16 protein-coding genes, 1 rRNA gene and 1 pseudogene are annotated in these 19,343 nt (G+C 43.6%); 9 read left to right on the top strand and 9 right to left on the bottom strand.

Going from position 1 to position 19,343, the window contains the following annotated elements:
* The 6 genes and pseudogenes from AB7E53_RS10660 to AB7E53_RS10635 all read right to left on the bottom strand — a co-directional run.
* A pseudogene (locus tag AB7E53_RS10660) lies at positions 1-232 on the bottom strand (tRNA uridine-5-carboxymethylaminomethyl(34) synthesis GTPase MnmE); the annotation flags it as partial.
* Between the two features lie 33 nt (positions 233-265).
* Positions 266-1,384 (bottom strand): DUF362 domain-containing protein, encoded by a 1,119-nt coding sequence (locus AB7E53_RS10655; RefSeq protein ID WP_421467799.1) that lies wholly within the window; start codon positions 1,382-1,384, stop codon positions 266-268.
* Positions 1,385-1,523: 139 nt separating this feature from the next.
* Positions 1,524-3,671, bottom strand: coding sequence for a methylmalonyl-CoA mutase (gene scpA, locus AB7E53_RS10650; RefSeq protein WP_068185863.1), 2,148 nt, complete (start codon positions 3,669-3,671; stop codon positions 1,524-1,526).
* 11 nt (positions 3,672-3,682) lie between these two features.
* Entirely contained in the window at positions 3,683-5,584 is a 1,902-nt protein-coding gene (gene mutA / locus AB7E53_RS10645) for a methylmalonyl-CoA mutase small subunit (protein ID WP_446775583.1), read from the bottom strand.
* 200 nt (positions 5,585-5,784) lie between these two features.
* On the bottom strand, positions 5,785-8,430 hold the full coding sequence (locus AB7E53_RS10640; RefSeq protein WP_446775581.1) for a DUF748 domain-containing protein: 2,646 nt from the start codon (positions 8,428-8,430) through the stop codon (positions 5,785-5,787).
* Between the two features lie 219 nt (positions 8,431-8,649).
* Positions 8,650-10,659 (bottom strand): AAA family ATPase, encoded by a 2,010-nt coding sequence (locus AB7E53_RS10635; protein ID WP_446775585.1) that lies wholly within the window; start codon positions 10,657-10,659, stop codon positions 8,650-8,652.
* A 206-nt stretch (positions 10,660-10,865) separates the two neighbouring features.
* On the opposite strand from AB7E53_RS10635, the gene AB7E53_RS10630 reads away from it, so the two are divergent.
* From AB7E53_RS10630 to AB7E53_RS10620, 3 genes are read left to right on the top strand one after another with little or no spacing between them, the layout of a single operon-like run.
* Positions 10,866-11,831 (top strand): SPFH domain-containing protein, encoded by a 966-nt coding sequence (locus tag AB7E53_RS10630; protein WP_079682846.1) that lies wholly within the window; start codon positions 10,866-10,868, stop codon positions 11,829-11,831.
* A gap of 33 nt (positions 11,832-11,864) precedes the next feature.
* Entirely contained in the window at positions 11,865-12,032 is a 168-nt protein-coding gene (locus tag AB7E53_RS10625) for an Arc family DNA-binding protein (protein ID WP_079682847.1), read from the top strand.
* Between the two features lie 11 nt (positions 12,033-12,043).
* Positions 12,044-12,523, top strand: a complete 480-nt coding sequence (locus tag AB7E53_RS10620; protein ID WP_446772853.1) for a flavodoxin domain-containing protein — start codon at positions 12,044-12,046, stop codon at positions 12,521-12,523.
* 1 nt (position 12,524) lies between these two features.
* Here the strand turns inward: AB7E53_RS10620 and AB7E53_RS10615 are convergent, their stop codons facing one another.
* Complete coding sequence (locus AB7E53_RS10615; protein ID WP_446775578.1) at positions 12,525-13,610, bottom strand: HU domain-containing protein; 1,086 nt, start codon at positions 13,608-13,610, stop codon at positions 12,525-12,527.
* 81 nt (positions 13,611-13,691) lie between these two features.
* On the opposite strand from AB7E53_RS10615, the gene cbiB reads away from it, so the two are divergent.
* Genes cbiB through cobC form a run of 6 tightly spaced genes read left to right on the top strand, consistent with a single transcriptional unit; the run spans position 13,692 to position 18,274 of the window.
* On the top strand, positions 13,692-14,612 hold the full coding sequence (gene cbiB, locus AB7E53_RS10610; protein WP_179399132.1) for an adenosylcobinamide-phosphate synthase CbiB: 921 nt from the start codon (positions 13,692-13,694) through the stop codon (positions 14,610-14,612).
* Between the two features lie 23 nt (positions 14,613-14,635).
* Positions 14,636-15,421 (top strand): S4 domain-containing protein, encoded by a 786-nt coding sequence (locus tag AB7E53_RS10605; RefSeq protein ID WP_446771106.1) that lies wholly within the window; start codon positions 14,636-14,638, stop codon positions 15,419-15,421.
* The gene (locus tag AB7E53_RS10600; RefSeq protein ID WP_179399130.1) at positions 15,418-15,933 is read left to right on the top strand and encodes a bifunctional adenosylcobinamide kinase/adenosylcobinamide-phosphate guanylyltransferase; all 516 of its coding nucleotides are present in this window, start codon (positions 15,418-15,420) and stop codon (positions 15,931-15,933) included. The genes AB7E53_RS10605 and AB7E53_RS10600 overlap by 4 nt, the downstream gene beginning before the upstream one ends.
* An 11-nt stretch (positions 15,934-15,944) precedes the next feature.
* The gene (cobT, locus tag AB7E53_RS10595) at positions 15,945-16,982 is read left to right on the top strand and encodes a nicotinate-nucleotide--dimethylbenzimidazole phosphoribosyltransferase (protein WP_446775576.1); all 1,038 of its coding nucleotides are present in this window, start codon (positions 15,945-15,947) and stop codon (positions 16,980-16,982) included.
* A gap of 1 nt (position 16,983) precedes the next feature.
* Positions 16,984-17,733, top strand: a complete 750-nt coding sequence (locus AB7E53_RS10590) for an adenosylcobinamide-GDP ribazoletransferase (RefSeq protein WP_446775574.1) — start codon at positions 16,984-16,986, stop codon at positions 17,731-17,733.
* Between the two features lie 10 nt (positions 17,734-17,743).
* Entirely contained in the window at positions 17,744-18,274 is a 531-nt protein-coding gene (cobC, locus tag AB7E53_RS10585) for an alpha-ribazole phosphatase (protein WP_350456781.1), read from the top strand.
* Positions 18,275-18,297: 23 nt separating this feature from the next.
* On the opposite strand, the gene AB7E53_RS10580 is transcribed toward cobC, so the two are convergent.
* Together AB7E53_RS10580 and rrf are read right to left on the bottom strand one after the other, a co-directional pair.
* Entirely contained in the window at positions 18,298-19,107 is an 810-nt protein-coding gene (locus AB7E53_RS10580) for an alpha/beta hydrolase (protein ID WP_446775572.1), read from the bottom strand.
* Positions 19,108-19,235: 128 nt separating this feature from the next.
* Positions 19,236-19,343 (bottom strand): 5S ribosomal RNA (gene rrf / locus AB7E53_RS10575); the annotation flags it as partial.

Genomic DNA, 19,343 nt, shown 5'->3' with positions numbered 1-19,343 from the left:
CACGGAAAAGGGATACCAGCACCTCGTCCACCAGCTGATCTCCGCATACGATGTTCCCGAAAGTGATGGTATAGGCTTTCTGGGTAAGCAGACTCTTGCCGGATTTCATGGGGGCATATATGGCATGCACCGACTGAATGGCATCGGGACCGGATACACGGATAATGGCTACACCGCCTGTTCCGGGGGCGGTAGATACGGCACATATGGTGTCTTGATGGATGGTACTCATAGCTATTGGATACGTTGTTTTGATGATTAAAGATTATACGGTGATTAATTCGTACTGCATGGTACCGATTCCCAGCTTTTCGGCATGTTCGAGGCCGGCGCGCCAGTTGGTGTCCGGGTGCATGTGGTGAAATTTATCTTCGCCTTCGAGGTGCTCGTGGGGGTGTTTGTCGGCCAACCGGTTATTGGGCAGAATTGGTGCATTGGTTACCATATCCACACAGGCCTTGTCTAAAGCCACCGGGTCGAAAGAGGCGGCTATACCCAGGTCGGGTATCACAGCTGCATCGTTGGTGTGCCAGCAATCGCACTCGGGAGAAACGTTCATGATAAAGCTTACATGGAAATGGGGCTTGTCTTTAAGTACTGCCTGGGTATATTCGGCAATCTTGCAGTTCATGTTTTCGGAGGTATCTCCTGCCCCCATTACTGCACCGTCGTACTGGCAGAGTGCCACACATTGTCCGCATCCCACACACTTCGCGTAATCGATTTCCGCTTTGCGTGTGCTGTTAAGATGGATTGCATCGTGGGCACAGTTTTTTACGCAGATATTACATCCTGTACATTGCTCGGCATCTATCTGGGGCTGAGATGCTGCATGCAGTTCCATTTTTCCGCCTCTGCTGGCGCATCCCATACCAAGGTTTTTCAATACGCCTCCAAATCCGGCTTGTTCGTGTCCTTTAAAATGGGTCATGGAAACAATGATATCGGCATCGGCTATGGCGCTTCCTATCTTAGGTGCTTTGCAGTATGCTCCGTTTACCTCAATCTCCCGGTAGTCGGTTCCCTTCAGTCCGTCGCCGATTATCACATCGCATTGTGCCGAGATGGGGTTGTAACCATTTTCCATGGCACTACGCAGGTGATCCACAGCGTTGGCGCGTCTGCCTGAATAAAGCGTGTTACAGTCGGTAAGAAACGGTCTGGCTCCGAACGAGCGTAACAGGTTTGCCATGCGGGCCGCATAATTGGGACGAATATAAGCCAGGTTACCGGGTTCGCCAAAATGTATCTTTATGGCCACAAATTGTTTTTCGAAATCGATTCCGGCAATACCGGCCCTTTTTACCACGCGTTCCATCTTATCGAGCAGATTGCACGATGCATTGGTACGCAAATTTGTAAAATATACTTTTGATGGTTCCATGGAATAATGCTTATTTATATACAAAGATAGTGGTTCTGATGGAATGAACGAATAAGATTGACAAAAGATGGACGTATACAAATGTAAAAAGGCGCGGCTCCTTTCGGTCCGCGCCCTTTGTATGAGAATTGGATCGAAATTATTCGCCCAACAGAATTTCGAGGATCTGAACCGCAGCTTTAGCTACAGACGTACCCGGACCAAAGATTGCTGCTACGCCGGCCTTATAAAGGTAGTCGTAGTCTTGGGCAGGAATAACACCACCGGCAATAACGATGATATCTTCGCGACCCAGCTTCTTCAGCTCTTCAATAACCTGCGGTACCAATGTTTTGTGACCGGCAGCCAGTGAAGATACACCCATGATGTGTACGTCGTTTTCAACAGCCTGACGAGCAGCTTCGGCCGGAGTCTGGAACAATGGTCCCATGTCTACGTCGAATCCACAGTCGGCATACCCGGTTGCAACCACTTTCGCACCACGGTCGTGACCGTCCTGACCCATCTTGGCAATCATGATACGAGGCTGACGACCTTCTTTCTTAGCAAATGCTTCTGCCAGTTCGCAAGCTTTTACGAAGTCGGCATCTTTCTTTGTTTCTGATGAATACACGCCTGATATAGTTCTGATAATTGCTTTATAACGTCCTGAAACAGCTTCGCATGCATCGGAGATTTCTCCCAAAGTAGCACGTAAACCTGCAGCCTTAACAGCAAGCTCGAGCAGGTTACCCTGTTTAGTTCTTGCACACTCTGTAATGGCTTCCAAAGCTTCCTTAACGGCAGCTTCGTCGCGGTTTGCTTTCAACTCATTCAAACGTTCGATCTGCTCCAAACGTACAGCTGTATTGTCGATTTCGAGAATATCGATAGGATCTTCCTTCTCGAGACGGTATTTGTTAACACCCACGATTGTTTGATTCTTTGAGTCGATACGAGCCTGCGTACGGGCTGCAGCTTCTTCGATACGTAGTTTTGGTAAACCTGTTTCGATAGCTTTTGCCATACCGCCCATGCTTTCGATTTCCTGAATCAATGCCCAACCTTTGTGTACCAACTCGTTGGTAAGAGTTTCAACGTAGTAAGATCCGGCCCATGGGTCGATTTCTTTACATACCTGTGTCTCTTCCTGGATATAGATCTGTGTATTACGTGCGATACGTGCAGAGAAATCGGTTGGCAAGGCAATAGCCTCGTCCAATGCGTTGGTGTGCAGAGACTGAGTATGTCCCAATGCGGCAGCCATGGCTTCGATACAGGTACGGCCCACATTGTTGAACGGATCTTGCTCTGTTAACGACCAACCCGATGTCTGACAGTGTGTACGTAGTGCAAGCGACTTTGGATTCTTGGCTCCGAAGCTCTTCACGATCTTTGCCCACAACATACGTGCAGCACGCATCTTGGCGATTTCCATAAAGTGGTTTACACCGATAGCCCAGAAGAACGACAAGCGGGGTGCAAAGGCGTCTACATCGATACCGGCATTGATACCGGCACGAAGGTATTCCATACCGTCTGCCAATGTATATGCCATTTCGATATCGGCAGTTGCTCCTGCTTCCTGCATGTGGTATCCTGAGATGGAGATAGAGTTGAATTTAGGCATCTTCTGAGATGTGTATTCGAAGATGTCTGCGATAATCTTCATTGAGAATTCGGGTGGGTAGATATAGGTATTACGCACCATGAATTCTTTCAGGATATCGTTCTGGATTGTTCCGGCCATCTCTTCAAGCTTGGCTCCCTGCTCAAGACCTGCATTGATGTAGAATGCCAATACGGGAAGTACGGCTCCGTTCATAGTCATAGAAACAGACATCTTGTTCAAAGGTATACCGTCGAACAATACTTTCATGTTTTCCAATGAACAGATAGATACCCCGGCCTTACCTACGTCGCCTACTACACGTTCGTGGTCGGCATCGTAGCCACGGTGTGTGGCAAGGTCGAATGCAACCGACAAACCTTTCTGACCTGAAGCCAGGTTACGACGGTAAAATGCGTTAGATTCTTCTGCTGTAGAGAATCCGGCATACTGACGGATTGTCCAGGGACGCATAGCGTACATACCGCTATACGGACCGCGAAGGTAGGGAGGAAGACCAGAAGCATAGTTAAGATGTTCCATTCCTTCCAAATCTTCTTTGGTATATACTGATTTTACATCGATATGTTCCGGAGTTTTCCAGCTGGCTTCGATGCCGTTTGCCTGAGCCCATTCGGCAACATTGGTTGTTGCGAATCCGGCTGACTTATAATCTATATTTTTAAAATTTGGTCTCATGATGTTTCTGCTTAAGCGATTCCTAATTTAGCGTTGAATGCCTTTAATGTTTCCAAAACGTTGGAGCGAACATTGATGTACTGGGTGATACCCTGTGCCTTCAGTTCGTCCATACATGCAGGCATACCGGCCACTACAAATTCTGCTCTGCCATTCAATGCTTTGAAGGCGGCAGGAGCTAATTCGGCATACTCGTCGTCGCTTGAGCAAAGAACCACGATCTCGGCTCCGGCGGCAACAGCTGCTTCAACACCTGCTTCCACAGTTTCGAATCCAAGGTTGTCGATCACCTTATATCCTGCACATCCGAAGAAGTTGCAAGAGAACTGCGAACGGGCCAGACGCATTGCCAGATTACCGATGGTAAGCATAAAGGCTTTAGGAGTCTTTCCGCTATTTTCTGTAGCCAGTCTCAAAGCTTCGAATGCAGAAGCTCCTCTTTCGAAGTTAAGCTTTGGCAATGTTTCGTCCGAGTTGCATGCGCAAGGATCGCTTACAGAGGTCTTCACTTCTATTTTAGAAGCAGCCAGTTCTGTAAAGTTAGGGAACTGGTTGGTTCCCAACAACACTTCTTTACGGGTAGCAATAGCTGCCTTGCGTGCATTGGAAGAGGCATTCACGGCGTTCTGAACATCGCCGGCCATCACTGCAGCAAAGAATCCACCCTTTTCTTCTGTTTCAACAAACAGCTTCCAGGCTACATCTGCAACAGAAACCGTAAGTGTTTCCAGATAATATGATCCGGCAGAAGGGTCTACCACTTTGTCGAGGTGACATTCTTCCTTCAGCAACAATTGCTGGTTACGTGCGATACGTTCTGAGAAATCATCCGGATTTTTAAAGATCTTATCGAAAGGACGAACCGTAATTGAATCGACTCCGGCCAATGCTGCCGACATGGCTTCTGTCTGGGTACGAAGCAAGTTTACGTGAGCATCGTAAACTGTCATATTCCATTCGGAAGTTTGTGCATGGATGTGCATCTTGGCTGCGCAACGACACAGACCGTCCGGTTTGTTGTTAGGACAATCTTCGTGTTGGCATTTAGGTTCGTAAGCTGCTACGATTTCGGCCCACAACCAACGTGCAGCACGGAATTTAGCAATTTCGAGGAAGTAGTTTGATCCTACACCAAAGTTGAATTTAATTTTTTTGGCAACTTCGTCGGCACGACATCCGGCCTCAACCAGCTTGGCCAGCAATTCGTTACCCCAGGCAAGTGCATATCCCAATTCCTGGGTGATATATGAACCGGCATTGTTGAAGTAGAATGCATTTACAGATAGTACCTTGTAACGAGGCAGGGCTTTACCGGCGTTAAAAACGGCTACGGCATTGGCTACCCAGTTATCATTTGTCTTGCCTTTAACAAGCATCCGCTTGAACGGATCGTAGTTTACAGAACCGTAACATTTCTTAAGGTCTGCATTCTTCGCTTTAAGGTAATCTGCTAAAATGTTGATGAGTTGTTCTGCCTTACGGTGACAGGTTTTGAAGTTCAGCTCTACGCTTTCAGGGCAAATACCATTGAGCAAGGTAGCGATGTTTTCCGCATTAACATCTTCACTCTGAATAACAAAGCCTAAAGAGGTTACCCCCTTATTCAATAAATCAAGTGCTTTTTCGTTGGCTCCCTTAAAACAGGTAACCTCAATGTTCTGGCGCACTTTCCAGTCGTTGTCTTTCTTAGTACCGCGTACGTAAGGAAATTCACCCGGAAGTGATGTTGTTGTCTTTAAACTTTCGATATCTTCCGCCCGATAAAAAGGATTTACATCAAATCCCTCGCCTGTCTTCCATACAAGCTTTTTCTCAAACGGAGCCCCTTTCAAATCTGCCGTGATCTTCGCCATCCACTCTTCAGTAGACACCGGGGCAAATTCTGAGAAAAGTTTTTCTTTTAATTCTGCCATAATATTCGTTGTTTATAAAACTGGTATTAGTAAAATCGTCACTCTATTCTGTTTAAGAACAGCTTGCAAAGGTAAAATAAATAAATAGTAAGAACAAAAAAATTCCGATTGATTCGCTGTTTCTCAATTATATCGTTTCGAAAAGCAAATCAATCGGAATTATGTGCGTCTTAAACGTATCTTCCGCGTAAAGAAACAGGCTATTCAGCGCCTTGAAGCTTCTTTATCTCCTCTTCTGCCTGGGCATTAAGGGTAGCCGCTTTCTTTTCGGCCTCGGCTTTCAGTTTGTTGGCTGTGGCCTGTGCTCCGGCTTTAAGTAAAGGGTTCTTGGCTTTTTCGACCAATGCAGCTCCTTGCTTTTCGGCTTCGGCAATCAACTTATCGCCGGCAGCCTTGGCTGTAGCTCTTATTTCTTCTGCCTTGGCTGTGATATTTTCTTTAGCGCTAACCGTTGTCTTAACTCCGGCAGAATCGGTGGTGGTTTTACCCAAAAGCTTATCTGCCAGTCCGGCAACCGCCTGCTTAGCCAAAGCCGATGCGTCGAGCTTTATTTTGGGTGAAGTGAAGGTACCTCCGATAGTTCCCTCCAGACTGGTGATTCCGTTGCGGGCAAGCTTTTCCGGAAGAGTTACCTTCAAGGCGTAATCGATGGTTTTATCCAAGCCGGTACTACCCGAAAGATTCAGCTTGGTATCTCCCAGTTCGACGGTAAAAGGCGACGTTTTTACTCTACCGTCGCCAATGCTGAACGGAATGTTCAGGTCTTTAGGCGACAGATTAGCCAAAGCGTCGTTCTTCAGGGTGCTTGCCAACAACGACAAGGCCTTTACATCCGATACTTTTACACTGTTTGAGTTCAGCTTTCCTTCGCCGGTAAGCGAACTGAGTATAGGCTCCATATGTTCGGTAAGTGCTGAGTTGAAATTCAGCTTCATGGAGTAGTTACCCTGCATGTTCTCGAAAATAGGAGCCAGAGATTTAGCCATATCCAGTGTTTTAAATGTTTCGCCAAAGGATACGGTCTGCAAATCCAGTCCAAATGCCACTTCCGGCTTTTTGGGATTCAGGGCTTCATAATAGCCGCTCACTCCGATCTTTCCTCCCAAAGCATTTGCCGACAGGTTCTGAATAGTGATTCTGCCATCTTTCACCGTAAGATTTCCCAAAACGTTCTTCATTGATAGCTTGTCGTAAACAATCTCTTTTCCAGATGCCCGCAGACTGAAATCCAGATTTTTAGGAATTTCGAAAGCCAGCATGGGAATAGAATCTGCCGATGCAGCCGTACTGTCTTCCTTCATAAAGTCGTTCACATTTAGGTACGACGAGGTTACTTCAAGATTTCCCTTCAATACGGCGTCTTTCATAAAATAGGGTAACAGATTGGTAAGTTTACCCGTTGCCTGAATATCGTTCTTGCCCACCATCATTGAAAAGGCGGTAAGAGCTACATCTTTAGGGCTAAAGCTCATACGGGCCTCCTTTACTGTAACGTCGGGCATGTCGGTCGATTTATAGTTTATTCCCTTAACCGACAAAGTTCCATCGGCAGTAAATTTATCGTACTGCCCTTTTTCCACATACGACATCCGTCCGGCTGCACGTATGTTAGCATCGATTTCGCCCTGTAGTTCGGTCCCTTTTTCCAACGGATATACTTCACGTACCATACCCAGATTCAGTTTTCCTGTCATGGTTCCCTTTACATCCGGGTCACTCATGGGCGTTGCCACATAAGCTGTGAGATCGAAGGGGTTGTCTCCCATATTGAAATGGAATTTTGAAACATTGACAATGGTGTTATCTAACGATCCTCCTTTGCTGGAGATGTGGGTGTTAACCTGAATGTCTGTAACCGATTTAGGCAAAGAGGGATACTGGAACATTCCGTTGTCCACCGCCAGCTTCACATCAAAGGCCGGATAGCTCTCACCTTCCATAGTTCCCTTTACGGAAGCTGCCATGGTTAGATTGCCGGCAGTTTTCATATCCTTAAAGTCCTTCACATAGAGCCCCGGGACAAGCGACAGCAGATCCTTGAAAGCTACCTTTTCAGTGTTCAGCTTCAGATCCATCACCATTTTAGTTGTGTCGGGCATCTGTACCCATCCATCCAGAGAAGCCTCAACATCGTTTAATTTCAATTTGTTGTTTAGAAATGTATAGGTGCTGGTCTTCATATCTGCCTGAATCTCCATATCGCCTTCCAGTCTGGCGTTAAGCAATACAGGAAGATTTCCCATCGTATAGGTGAGCGAAGTGATAATAGATTTGGTTTTTAGAACACTCTTTTCGGCAGAAACATCTCCGTTAAAGTTTCCGTTCCAGTCGGCCAACTCGGCTTTCATACCTCCTTGCTGGTCTATATAGGTAACATAGCCGTTGGCTATTTGGATATCTTCCAACTGTAAGTTGAAGGATGATTCGTCTTGCTCCTGCTTTGTAGAATCAGGAATTGTGATGTCCCAGTTTGCGCGTCCGTCGGACAATACCTTGGCAAGTATCCTGGGCGAAACCAGTTCAATGCGTTTTACATTCACACCTTGATCCGAAAAAAGACTGGTGAGATTTACAGATACCGATATCTCGTCGGCTTTAAGCAAGGTATCTCCTTCAAAGACATCCACACCGGCTACCGAAAGATTTTCGATTGTAGCAGTTACCTTAGGGAAGTTTTTAAAAAAGCTTACACTCAAATCGGAGAAAGCAACCTTGGCCTGCAGGTTCTTATTTGCCTGTTCTTGTATGATTCCGGCTACTTTGCCTTTAAATGCAAACGGAAGAATCAACAGAATCAACAAAAGAGACAAAATAACAATTCCAGCAATTTTTAAACTCTTTTTCATCTTACATATTATTATAGCATTCGTATAAATGAGTCTGCCTTGCCATTCACTATTACAGGTAGCCTGAATAATCAGGCAGGGCATGTAAACTTACATACATTTTCAATCAGTGATTACAGCAAATATACTATTTTTTTAAACAATCACTCATTTTTATAATGCAGAAATAAACGTATCAGATAAACTGTCCTTTATTTATTCTTCAACGGGTCGTTTTTGCTACTCTTCGTCTTCTTCTTTATTGCGTAGCTTGTCAGCAATTGCCTTATGTGTTTTGGCAAGTTTCTTTTCGCCCATACCCAGATAGGCTTCGGCGAGGTATTCGTGCGCTGCTGCATGGTTGTGCTTGATTCGGACAGCACGGTCCAGATCGGCAGAAGCCTCCTCGTAGCACATTAGCTGAAGCAGGCATTTCCCTCTGTTATATCGGGTCTTAAATGAATGGGGACTTAGTCTTACGGCTTGATTGAAACAGATTTGTGCTTCGTATAAATCCTCCATATCCATCAAAGTGATGCCTTTCCGAACCCAGGCATCCACATACTCAGGATATAGTTTCAGAGCTTTATCGAACGAACGGATAGCTGCCTGAGGATCGTTTGCCTTGGTTATACATTCGTTACCCATCAAATAATACTCGCGGGCATACTCCTTAAGGGTCTCCTTTTGTTCTGTAAGTTGTTTCTTTAGATCTGCCAATTGCTGCTGCTGACTTATAATACAGCTCAGTTTCTTTCGGATAAGTCGCTGAACAAGGGGTTTACCCAACTCATTCCGGCGTATAACAGCTCCCGAAAAAGCCTTTACCGCTTCATCCATCTCCCTTTTATTGAAGGCTCTTGCTGCCTGTTCGTAAAGGTTGTCGGCCTCTCCCTCCTGAAGACTCTTGGCAATAAGCTGTTCATTGTTAAAATTACGACTGAATTCGATAATTTCTCTACGTATAAATACATCGCGGGGAGTTATCTTTCCCTTAAGGACCAATCCTTCCAGCGAAGTACATCTACTCAAGGCTACGTATGTCTGCCCTCCGGCAAATACACCTCCGGTAAGGTCAACCACCACACGGCTGAAGGTTAGACCCTGACTTTTATGTACGGTAATTGCCCAGGCTAAGCGGATTGGGAGCTGAATAAAACTTCCTACAATCTCCTCTTCGATCCGTTTCTCTTTCTCATTGTAAGAATACTTATAGTTTCTCCATGAAGCAGGTTCTACCATGTGTTCACGTCCGTTTTCCAACAACACATAAAGGTTGTCGTTTTCATCAATATGGGAAACAACTCCAATGGTACCATTCACCCACCGCCGGTCCGGATCATTGTCTATGAAGATTACCTGAGCATGTTCTTTTAAAACCAACTTCTTGAGCGTAGGTAAAGATGATTCGGGAAAATCGCCATCAATAATTCCTTCGTATATGCATTCTGTTCCGGGCAGTTCCCGTAATTTCTTCTCATTAATATAATCGACCTGATCCCTGCGGGTACCCAATGTAATGTACATTTCATCATCTGCCGGATTAAATGAGGGATTACAGCGTGCATTTAACACATTCAGGTCGTTGTTGGTAGCAGCATTGTTTCGTATTTTATCCAATACATTGATAAATACCGGATCCGACTGTCTGTACACCTTTTGTAACTCGATGGGAACCAGATTTATCTCTTTAAAAACCCGCGCAGAAAAGAAAAAACTGCTTTCATAGAAACGGCTTAAAATCTCTTTTTGGTCGGATGGCACCACCGGTTCAAGCTGAAAAACATCCCCTACAAAAAGAAGTTGCTTCCCTCCAAATGGCAAACGCATATTTCCCGAAAATACCCTGAGGATACGATCTACACAATCAATAGTATCAACCCGAACCATGGATATTTCATCTATTATAATCAGCTCTACGTCTGCCAATATCTTTCTGTGCTCTTTGCGGTATTTAAAGAAATCGAAGATGCGTCCGTCCTGTAGACTAAGATCCTGATCATCCGGCAACATCGGCCTGAATGGGAGTTTAAAGAAAGAGTGAAGCGTCACCCCTCCGGCATTAATTGCGGCAATACCAGTAGGTGCAAGCACTACATGTTTTTTTTTCGTGTGACTGCATATATATTTCAGGAAGGTTGATTTACCTGTACCGGCTTTTCCGGTAAGAAAAACGGATTGGCGGGTATGGTTAATCAGTTGCAGGGCATTCTGAAATTCAGTATTGTTTGTATCTAATTGTAGCTCCAACGTAGACGGATTTATTTCTGCAAACATACAAATTATTTGGGAGACTCTGCTTCCCGGAAAAACCACAATTGAATATCATTGTATTTTTTTTACTCATTTATTTGTTTTATATCATTTTAGTAGTATTTTTGTGATATCATATTGATATCATACAAAATAAGTAATATGTTTATATATCAATTGTTTAACATCTAATAATCAATTCAATGGAATCAAATGAAAAAACTTTTGGAGGACTAAAATTATCGGGGTTCTTTATGCTATTCTTGCTTTTTATCTTACTGGTCTGGTCTGTCTTTTTATTCACCTTGAATATCTCTGGGGGATTTCTATTTGGTATATTAGGGCTAGTTATATTATTTGTCTGCTTGTTCGGTTTTATGCAAGTAGAACCAAACGATGGAAGGGTGATGGTTTTCTTCGGAAAATACAAAGGTACCATAAAAGAAAATGGCTTTTTTTGGGTAAATCCGTTCTATGAAAAGAAGAAAATAACCTTACGTGCCCGCAACCTGGATGTACCTCCTATTAAGGTTAATGACAAAGTGGGTAATCCTGTAATGATTGGATTAGTGTTGGTGTGGAGAGTGAAAGATACCTATAAAGCTATGTTTGATATAGATTCTTCGTCACTGGCAATGCCCGCTATTAATACAACCGACAAACAACATCCTTCGGCAGTAAATATCGCAGGAGGAGCACTAATGGGAAGGATGAATAACTTCGAGAAATTTGTTAAAATACAGAGTGACTCGGCTCTTCGTAGTGTGGCTGGTCTTTATGCATACGACAACCAGGAGAATGGCGACGAGGTAACGCTCCGCTCCGGGAATAAATTGGTGAATGAACGGCTGGAAGAGGAACTCACCAACCGCTTGTCGATCGCCGGGATGGAGGTTGTAGAGGCTCGCATCAACTATTTAGCTTATGCTTCAGAAATTGCAGGGGTGATGCTTCGCAGACAGCAGGCTGATGCAATCATTGCTGCTCGTGAAAAGATTGTGGAAGGAGCTGTTAGCATGGTACATATGGCTTTGGAAAAGCTGGATAAAGAAGGAGTGGTTTCGTTGGATGAAGACAAGAAAGCTGCGATGGTAAGCAATCTGCTGGTTGTTTTATGTGCGGACGAAGCAGCCCAACCGGTACTCAATACAGGCACTTTATATCATTAAAAAACTTTTTAGATCAAAAAGAAATAATTGACCATGTCCAAAAAAGAATCAACAACAAAAAGCTTTATCTTGCGCATTGATCCAGAGATGATGGAAGCGATTGAAACGTGGGCTGCGGATGAATTCCGCAGCACAAACGGACAGATTCTTTACATTTTGGACCAAGCCCTCAGGAAAGCGGGAAGAGTCAAAAAGAAATAAACATATTAAATATGAAAACCGCGATTTTATATCTGTCCAAACATGGAACCACCGAAAAGGTAGCCCGGATTATTGGAGATAAGCTTGAAGAAAAAGATACAGAGCTTATTAATCTTGAAAAAGTACAACCATCTTTGGATCAATACGATAGGATTATTATTGGAGGATCTGTCTACGCAGGTACTGTAAACAAGAAGCTAACCTCCTATTGCATTGAGAATGAAACATTATTAGCACAAAAGCAATTGGGTCTGTTTGTATGCGGAATGGAACCCGACCCAGATAAACAGCAGACCGAGCTGGAGACGGCCTTCCCCAAATCGCTTCAAGGTAAAGCAAAAGCTACCGGATTTATGGGTGGCGAATTTATTCTTGAAAAAATGAACTTTATGGAACGATTTATCGTGAAGAAAATTGCACACACCAAAGTAAGCTCTTCCAATATACACGAAGAGACTATAAATCTGTTTGTTGAAAAATTGAAAGAATAGATTATCTTGAAATAAACATCCAGGCATCTTTATATGCCCCAGACTCTCTCAGGCTGGACAAGTATTGTTCGGCCTGCTCTCTTTCTGTAAATCTGGCTGCGTAAACCCTGATTTTCCCATCACGTTCTACAATTCCCGCCTGAGTGTACTGATGTTTGTCCATACGTGAAATATACTTATCAGCCTGACTCATAGTTGGAAGGCTTGCAACAACAATATGATAATATTTTATATTTCCAGCAGTATGAGAAACAGCTGGAGGAGTTACTTCCATTTTAGCTTTCAATGCAACTTCGGCGATTTCTTTATCAGAGGCTTCCAAGACATTAATTTCTATCGGCCCATTTGCTTCAAAACGGTCTGTTTCTCCAGTATTCATAGGGTTATAGACTTCCGTTCCAGCAGCCACTTCATCGGATTTAACTTCATTCGTGTTACTTGCGTCAACAGAGAAAGAGATTGCAGTTGTAGGAATAAAACTAGCTGTGTAAGAAGACTGGCTTACCTTTTTTACCGGAGTAGAAATAAGCAACAACAGGGTTATTGCTGCAGCTGAAGTAATTACAGTACGCAAAAAAGCCGTGTTTACCGGAATATAAAAAATATCTTTTCTTTTAGCGCGTCTTTCTTCTCCGTCGGATTCCTTTTCCATCCTGTTAGTAAGCGATTCGAGGGTCGGGAAACTGAAAGCCTCCAGTCCATAGGTAGAAAGATTGAAACGGGAAGTAGATAAAGGTGTAAAAATTACTTTTCCCTCTTCGTTGGCACAAAAAGAGCCAATTGAACCCAAAGAAATTCTATTTTTATTTCGTAATGCCTCTTTTAACCATTCCGTATCTTCTTCAAGCATCCGCTGGGCCAGACTAAAATCTGCATTATAGAGTTTCATATAAGATTCAATCAGAAGTCCGTCGTTATGGCACAGTGTAGGATTAAATACAATCTCTTTTCCAGATGGACTAAAAGAATGATCAACAGGATTATAGCTTGCAGGATAGTTCTGTAAAACAAAACCACCCACCTTTGGAATGATTACACAATCGTGCATCAGCAATAACCTCTCTATATGACTCATTAATCGTTGCATATTGCAAAGTTATATTTTTTTATTATATTCTGTACATCTGCACCTGGATTTATTCTACCTTTGTAAAGAAAAATTAAATTCATGTTTGCAGCACACACATATTCTTTTGTTGCCGGATGGCTTGCCGATCGGTTTCTGGGTGATCCGCCTCACTGGCCGCATCCTATTGTATGGTTTGGAAATGTCATTTCGGCTGGCGAAAAAAAATTGAATAAAGGAGATAATCGTGGACAAAAAGGAACTTTTCTGGCATTCGGTCTCATCATCGGCATATTTGGTATCTGTTACTCTTTTTTAAGGTTCGCCAAGGATATTCACCCCTGGATTGAATACAGTTTTATAGCCATCGGAGTTTTTTATTGTCTGGCGGGCAACACACTGATTAAAGAGGTAAAGATGGTTTTCGAGGCAGTTGACCGGAGTACGGAAGAGGGTCGGAAGCAGTTATCCCGCATTGTTGGCAGAGATACTTCAGCCCTTTCGCCACAGGAAATAAGAACAGCCGCACTTGAAACATTGGCAGAAAATCTGAGTGATGGAGTTATCGCTCCCATGTTCTGGTTCTCTCTGTTGGGACTTCCGGGTATGATGGCCTATAAAATGATAAATACACTGGATTCAATGATAGGCTATAAAAACGAACGATACCGAGATTTTGGACGTGCTGCAGCTAAGATTGATGATCTGGCCAACTACATTCCAGCTCGTATTACAGCTTATTTGATGCTTTTGGTTTCAGGAACGTGGCACAGACGGGATTTTATAACCAGATTTGGCCGTTGCCATACCAGTCCGAATTCCGGATATCCAGAAGCAGCACTGGCTGCCATTTTAGATTGCCGCTTTGGCGGTGCGCATGTTTATTTCGGTGAGGTTGTAGAGAAGCCTTATATCGGAACAAATGAACGTAATTTCAATACAGACGACGTTCTCCGTGCCATTCGGGTTAACAACAATACCGAATTGATAATGGGAATATTTATAATCCTTTTGTTGCATTAATTCATTAAACACAGATATACAAAATGACACAACGACTCAATAAATTAATAAGCGACTCCGGATTATGCTCACGTAGAGAAGCCGATCGTTTCATAGAAAGCGGTCGCGTAACGATAAACGGCAGCATCGCCAAACTAGGAGCAATCGTTCAAGAAGACGATAAGGTGTTAGTTGATGGTTTCCCGATCAATATAAAAGCTGTAGCTATTCGTGTGGCAAAAGGCAAACAGAACAATGCGCAAAGCACTACCAGCAATAAATTGTCCCACAGGGCCAAAAGCATCCTTGCCCAGCAAATGGCAGCTGCGCCTAAATCGGCTGCATTAAGAAAGACAAGCAAGAACAATCCGGCCAACAAACCTAAGGTTGAAGAAGAAGAAATACAGACTCCTCCTTACAAGAAATTTTATCAAAAAGGGGAAGGCTATAAACCATCTTTTGCTTCAAAGAAAACTAATTCTCCGGAAAGAGAAGGCGAAGAAGGAAATAAGATTCATTCGTCCAGCAGATTTCACGATCCTAAATCTCCACATCGTGCATCAGCCAGAAGGGAAGAAACCAAAGAGTTTGGAGCGCCTCGTTTCAGAGATTCTAAAACAAGTGGAGCTGGTAAATTTAGCGAAGGCAGGCCGTCGCGTAGCTCAGGGAAACCCTTCGATTCTAAAAGTCCGAGTACATCTGCAAAATCGAGAGATACCAAACCCGGAATAGCTGCTGGCAAATTGCACGAGTCACGTCCTCCAAAAGCTCAGGGCAAGTTAGGAGCAACGAAACTGTTTAACAAGCCGCCGCGTAAAAACGAAAAATGAACAAAAACGTAATTGTCATTACAGGAGGACAAAGGTCTGGGAAAAGCAGCTACGCACAGAAACTGGCTCTTTCTTTATCTTCCAATCCTGTATATCTGGCCACATCCCGGGTGTGGGATGAAGAACACCGTGCCCGGATTGTACGCCATCAGGCGGACAGAGGACCGGAATGGACCAATCTGGAAGAAGAGAAATTTCTCAGCAAACACAACCTTGCCGGAAGGGTTGTATTGGTTGACTGTGTTACCTTGTGGGCAACCAATTTCTTTTTCGACAACAAGGCCGATGTTGCCTTGTCGCTTTCGCAACTAAAAACAGAATTTGAGAAACTGACGTCTCAAGACGCCACCTTTATCTTTGTTACGAACGAAATTGGTCTGGGAGGTATTTCGGCCGACGAGCTACAACGTAAATTTACCGATCTGCAGGGTTGGTTTAATCAACATATAGCCGGTATAGCCGGTAAAGTAATATTGATGACAAGTGGCATTCCGCTTGTTTTAAAAGAATAAATTGCCAGAAAATGAAAACATTTCAAATCTCTACTCCCGATCAGACTATTCTTGAATCCCTTATTTTCAAAATAAACGACCTAACCAAACCCAAAGGATCGTTGGGAACTCTAGAAGATATCGCCACTCAGATCGGGTTGATTCAACAAACACTTCATCCGGAATTGCATAAGCCACACGGTATTATATTTGCAGCCGATCACGGAATCGTTGATGAAGGTGTAAGCTTTTCGCCCAAAGAAGTTACCCGCCAGATGATCAGTAATTTTCTTGGAGGGGGTGCTGGCATCAACTTCCTTGCCCGTCAACATAATTTTGTTCTAAAGGTAGTTGATGGAGGTATCGATTATGATTTCCCGGCAATAGACGGACTTATTTCCCGCAAAGTGCGTAAAGGTACTCGTAATTTCCTATACGAATCAGCTCTTACCGACCTAGAAGTTGAACAATGCATTGAGATTGGAGCTGAAATCGTAAAAGAATGTCACAAAGAAAGATGCAACATTATTTGCTTCGGTGAAATGGGAATAGGTAACACATCTCCATCCAGCATGTGGATGACCTGCCTTGCCGGTATTCCGTTGCTTGAGTGCGTTGGTGCTGGAAGCGGATTAGATTCGAGAGGTGTAATGCATAAATATACCATATTGAAACGAGCTCTAGATAACTTCAAAGAGGAGAGAAATGCGATGAATGTCATGCGTTACTTTGGGGGTATTGAAATGATAATGGCTGTAGGAGGTATGTTGCAGGCTGCCGAGTTGAATATGATTATTCTGGTAGATGGTTTTATTATGACCAACTGTGTGCTTGCAGCATCCAAACTTTATCCTGAGGTTATAAACTATTGTGTTTTCGGGCACCAGGGAGATGAAGCTGGTCACAAATTGCTGCTCGATCACTTAAAGGTTAAACCTCTTCTTAACCTGGGATTACGTTTGGGAGAAGGTAGCGGCGCCATCTGTGCCTATCCAATCGTTGAATCTGCTGTTAGGATGATTAATGAAATGAATACATTTAGTAATGCGGCAGTAACAAAATATTTCTGATATGCGAATACTTGCGGCCTTTATATTTTTTACCCGCCTGCCCTTTTGGCGTATTACATCAGTGCCGGGCGACTATTTTAAAAATGTAGTCAGCGGTTGGGCGATGACCGGTTGGCTAACCGCTGGTATTTCGGCCGCTGTACTATATTCGTCCGCCCTTGTTTTTCCGGTTTCAGTTGCCATTTTACTGGCTATCATAAGTAGGTTGTTGATTACCGGATGTCTTCATGAAGACGGACTAGCCGATTTCTTTGACGGATTTGGTGGAGGAAGCGACAAGCAAAAGATTCTTTCCATTATGAAAGATTCACACATCGGGACTTACGGAGTGGTGGGGCTTGTCTTCTATTTTTTGATGCTTTATACATTACTGAGTTCTCTTCCTCTCGATCTTGCCGGTTGTGCCATCCTTACTGCCGATCCTTTTGCCAAAGGGGTATCATCCATGATTATTAACCGGCTACCTTATGCACGAAAAGAGGAAGATAGCAAAGCCAAGGTAGTGTATAGCCGTATGACTCCCGGAGAATATCTATTTTCTGTCGTATGCGGTCTGTTTCCTCTTGTTTGGCTACCCGAGATTCATTATCTTTGGGCAACGTTCCCTGTATTATTGTGCTGGTATTTCCTTACCTCCTTCATGAAAAAGAAAATTGGCGGATACACCGGTGATTGTTGTGGAGCACTAACACTCCTGTGCGAGTTATCTTTCTACATGGGTATCGTTCTTGTTTATTCAGTCACACATTAATTTCAATTCCATGGATCTATATCTGATAAGACATACCTCGGTTGATGTTCCCGCAGGATATTCCTACGGCCAGACAGATGTCCCTTTACGCGAAACATTCGAAGCAGAAGCAGCTACAGTCAAGGAAGAACTTAACAAGATTGCAGCAGACAAAGTATACACCAGTCCCCTGAGCCGCTGTGTCCGTCTGGCGACTTATTGTGGCTTTGAAGATGCATGGAAAGACGACCGCATTAAAGAACTCAACTTTGGCAGCTGGGAAATGAAATCGTGGGACGAAGTAAGCAACCACCCCCATTCGGAAGCGTGGTTTAAAGATTGGATACATGTGCCCACCCCGGGAGGCGAATCTTTTAAAGACCAATACAACCGTGTTGCTTCATTTCTGGACGAAATCCGTTCTTGTAACGATAATACCGTCTTCGTTTTTGCACACGGAGGAGTATTGGCCTGTGCACAGGTATATGCCGGAATTTACGAAATGAGCGAAGCCTTTAAACATTTACCATCCTATGGCGAAATAATAAAGCTTACTTTATAGCAGTCTCCCTTTCTGCAAACCTGTTAAAATAATTTCTTGACGTAGTTTTTTAGAATATGAAAGGCTGGATCCGCCATCGAACCGTGGTCGTATCCATCCAATTCGTAAAGAAATACCTTCTGATGACCGGCAACCTTCATCATTCTCCAGAAATAGGCATTTTCTTCATAACGCCCTAACATTTCAAGTTCTCTGTCACCAGAAACTATAACCAAAGGTGGCGCATCCGGACGTACATAATAGAGTGGAGCAAACTCATCGATACTTGGTTGGGAATCTTTCATCCCTTTGGATTGACGATAAGCAAAGTGACTTATGGCATGACCGCTAAAAGGGATTAGGGCTGCAATTGAATCTGCATTAATATCATATTTTGAGAGCCACTTCTTATCAAGTCCAATCATATTGGTTAGATATCCCCCGGCAGAGTGACCAGAGACAACTATTTTATGTGGATTACCACCGTACTTTCCAATCTCTTTGAAAACCCATGCAACTGCAGCAGCTGCATCGTCAATACAATCAGTTAGCGTTGCTTTAGGCAATAGGCGGTAATTAACAGCTACAACTGCATACCCTGCCTCCTTAAGTTGTTGTGGAATAAATTTATTACCTCCGGATAAACCTCCTCCATGAAACCAAACAATCGTTACAAAGTCTTTAGAAGCTTCCGGATAATATAAATCCAGTCTGCAGCGCTCGTTAGCGTAAGTATCATTGCTTGTACGATAAGAGATATTTTCGATGGTCTTGTATGCAACCTTATCAGAAACCTGAGCAACTGCAGGCAACATAAAGAAAAAGAATAACAACAGAAAAGAATAACGATTCATAATATAATTAGTTTGCTACAAAAGTAATGATTAATATTCTAACATTATACTATATACCTGTCTGATTAGTCGGCAGGGGTATAAAACAAAAAAAGGAGTCAGTTCAATCGAACTAACTCCTTCTCTAAAAACGGCGGCTACCTACTCTCCCACTGTTACGCAGTACCATCGGCGTGGGTGGGCTTAACTTCTCTGTTCGGAATGGGAAGAGGTGGAACCCCAACGCTATAACCACC

Source organism: Macellibacteroides sp., from assembly GCF_050251695.1.
Taxonomy (GTDB): Bacteria; Bacteroidota; Bacteroidia; order Bacteroidales; family Tannerellaceae; genus Macellibacteroides; species Macellibacteroides fermentans.
Note: the sequence above shows the minus strand (reverse complement) of the source record. Positions and strands in the feature narration are given on the sequence as shown.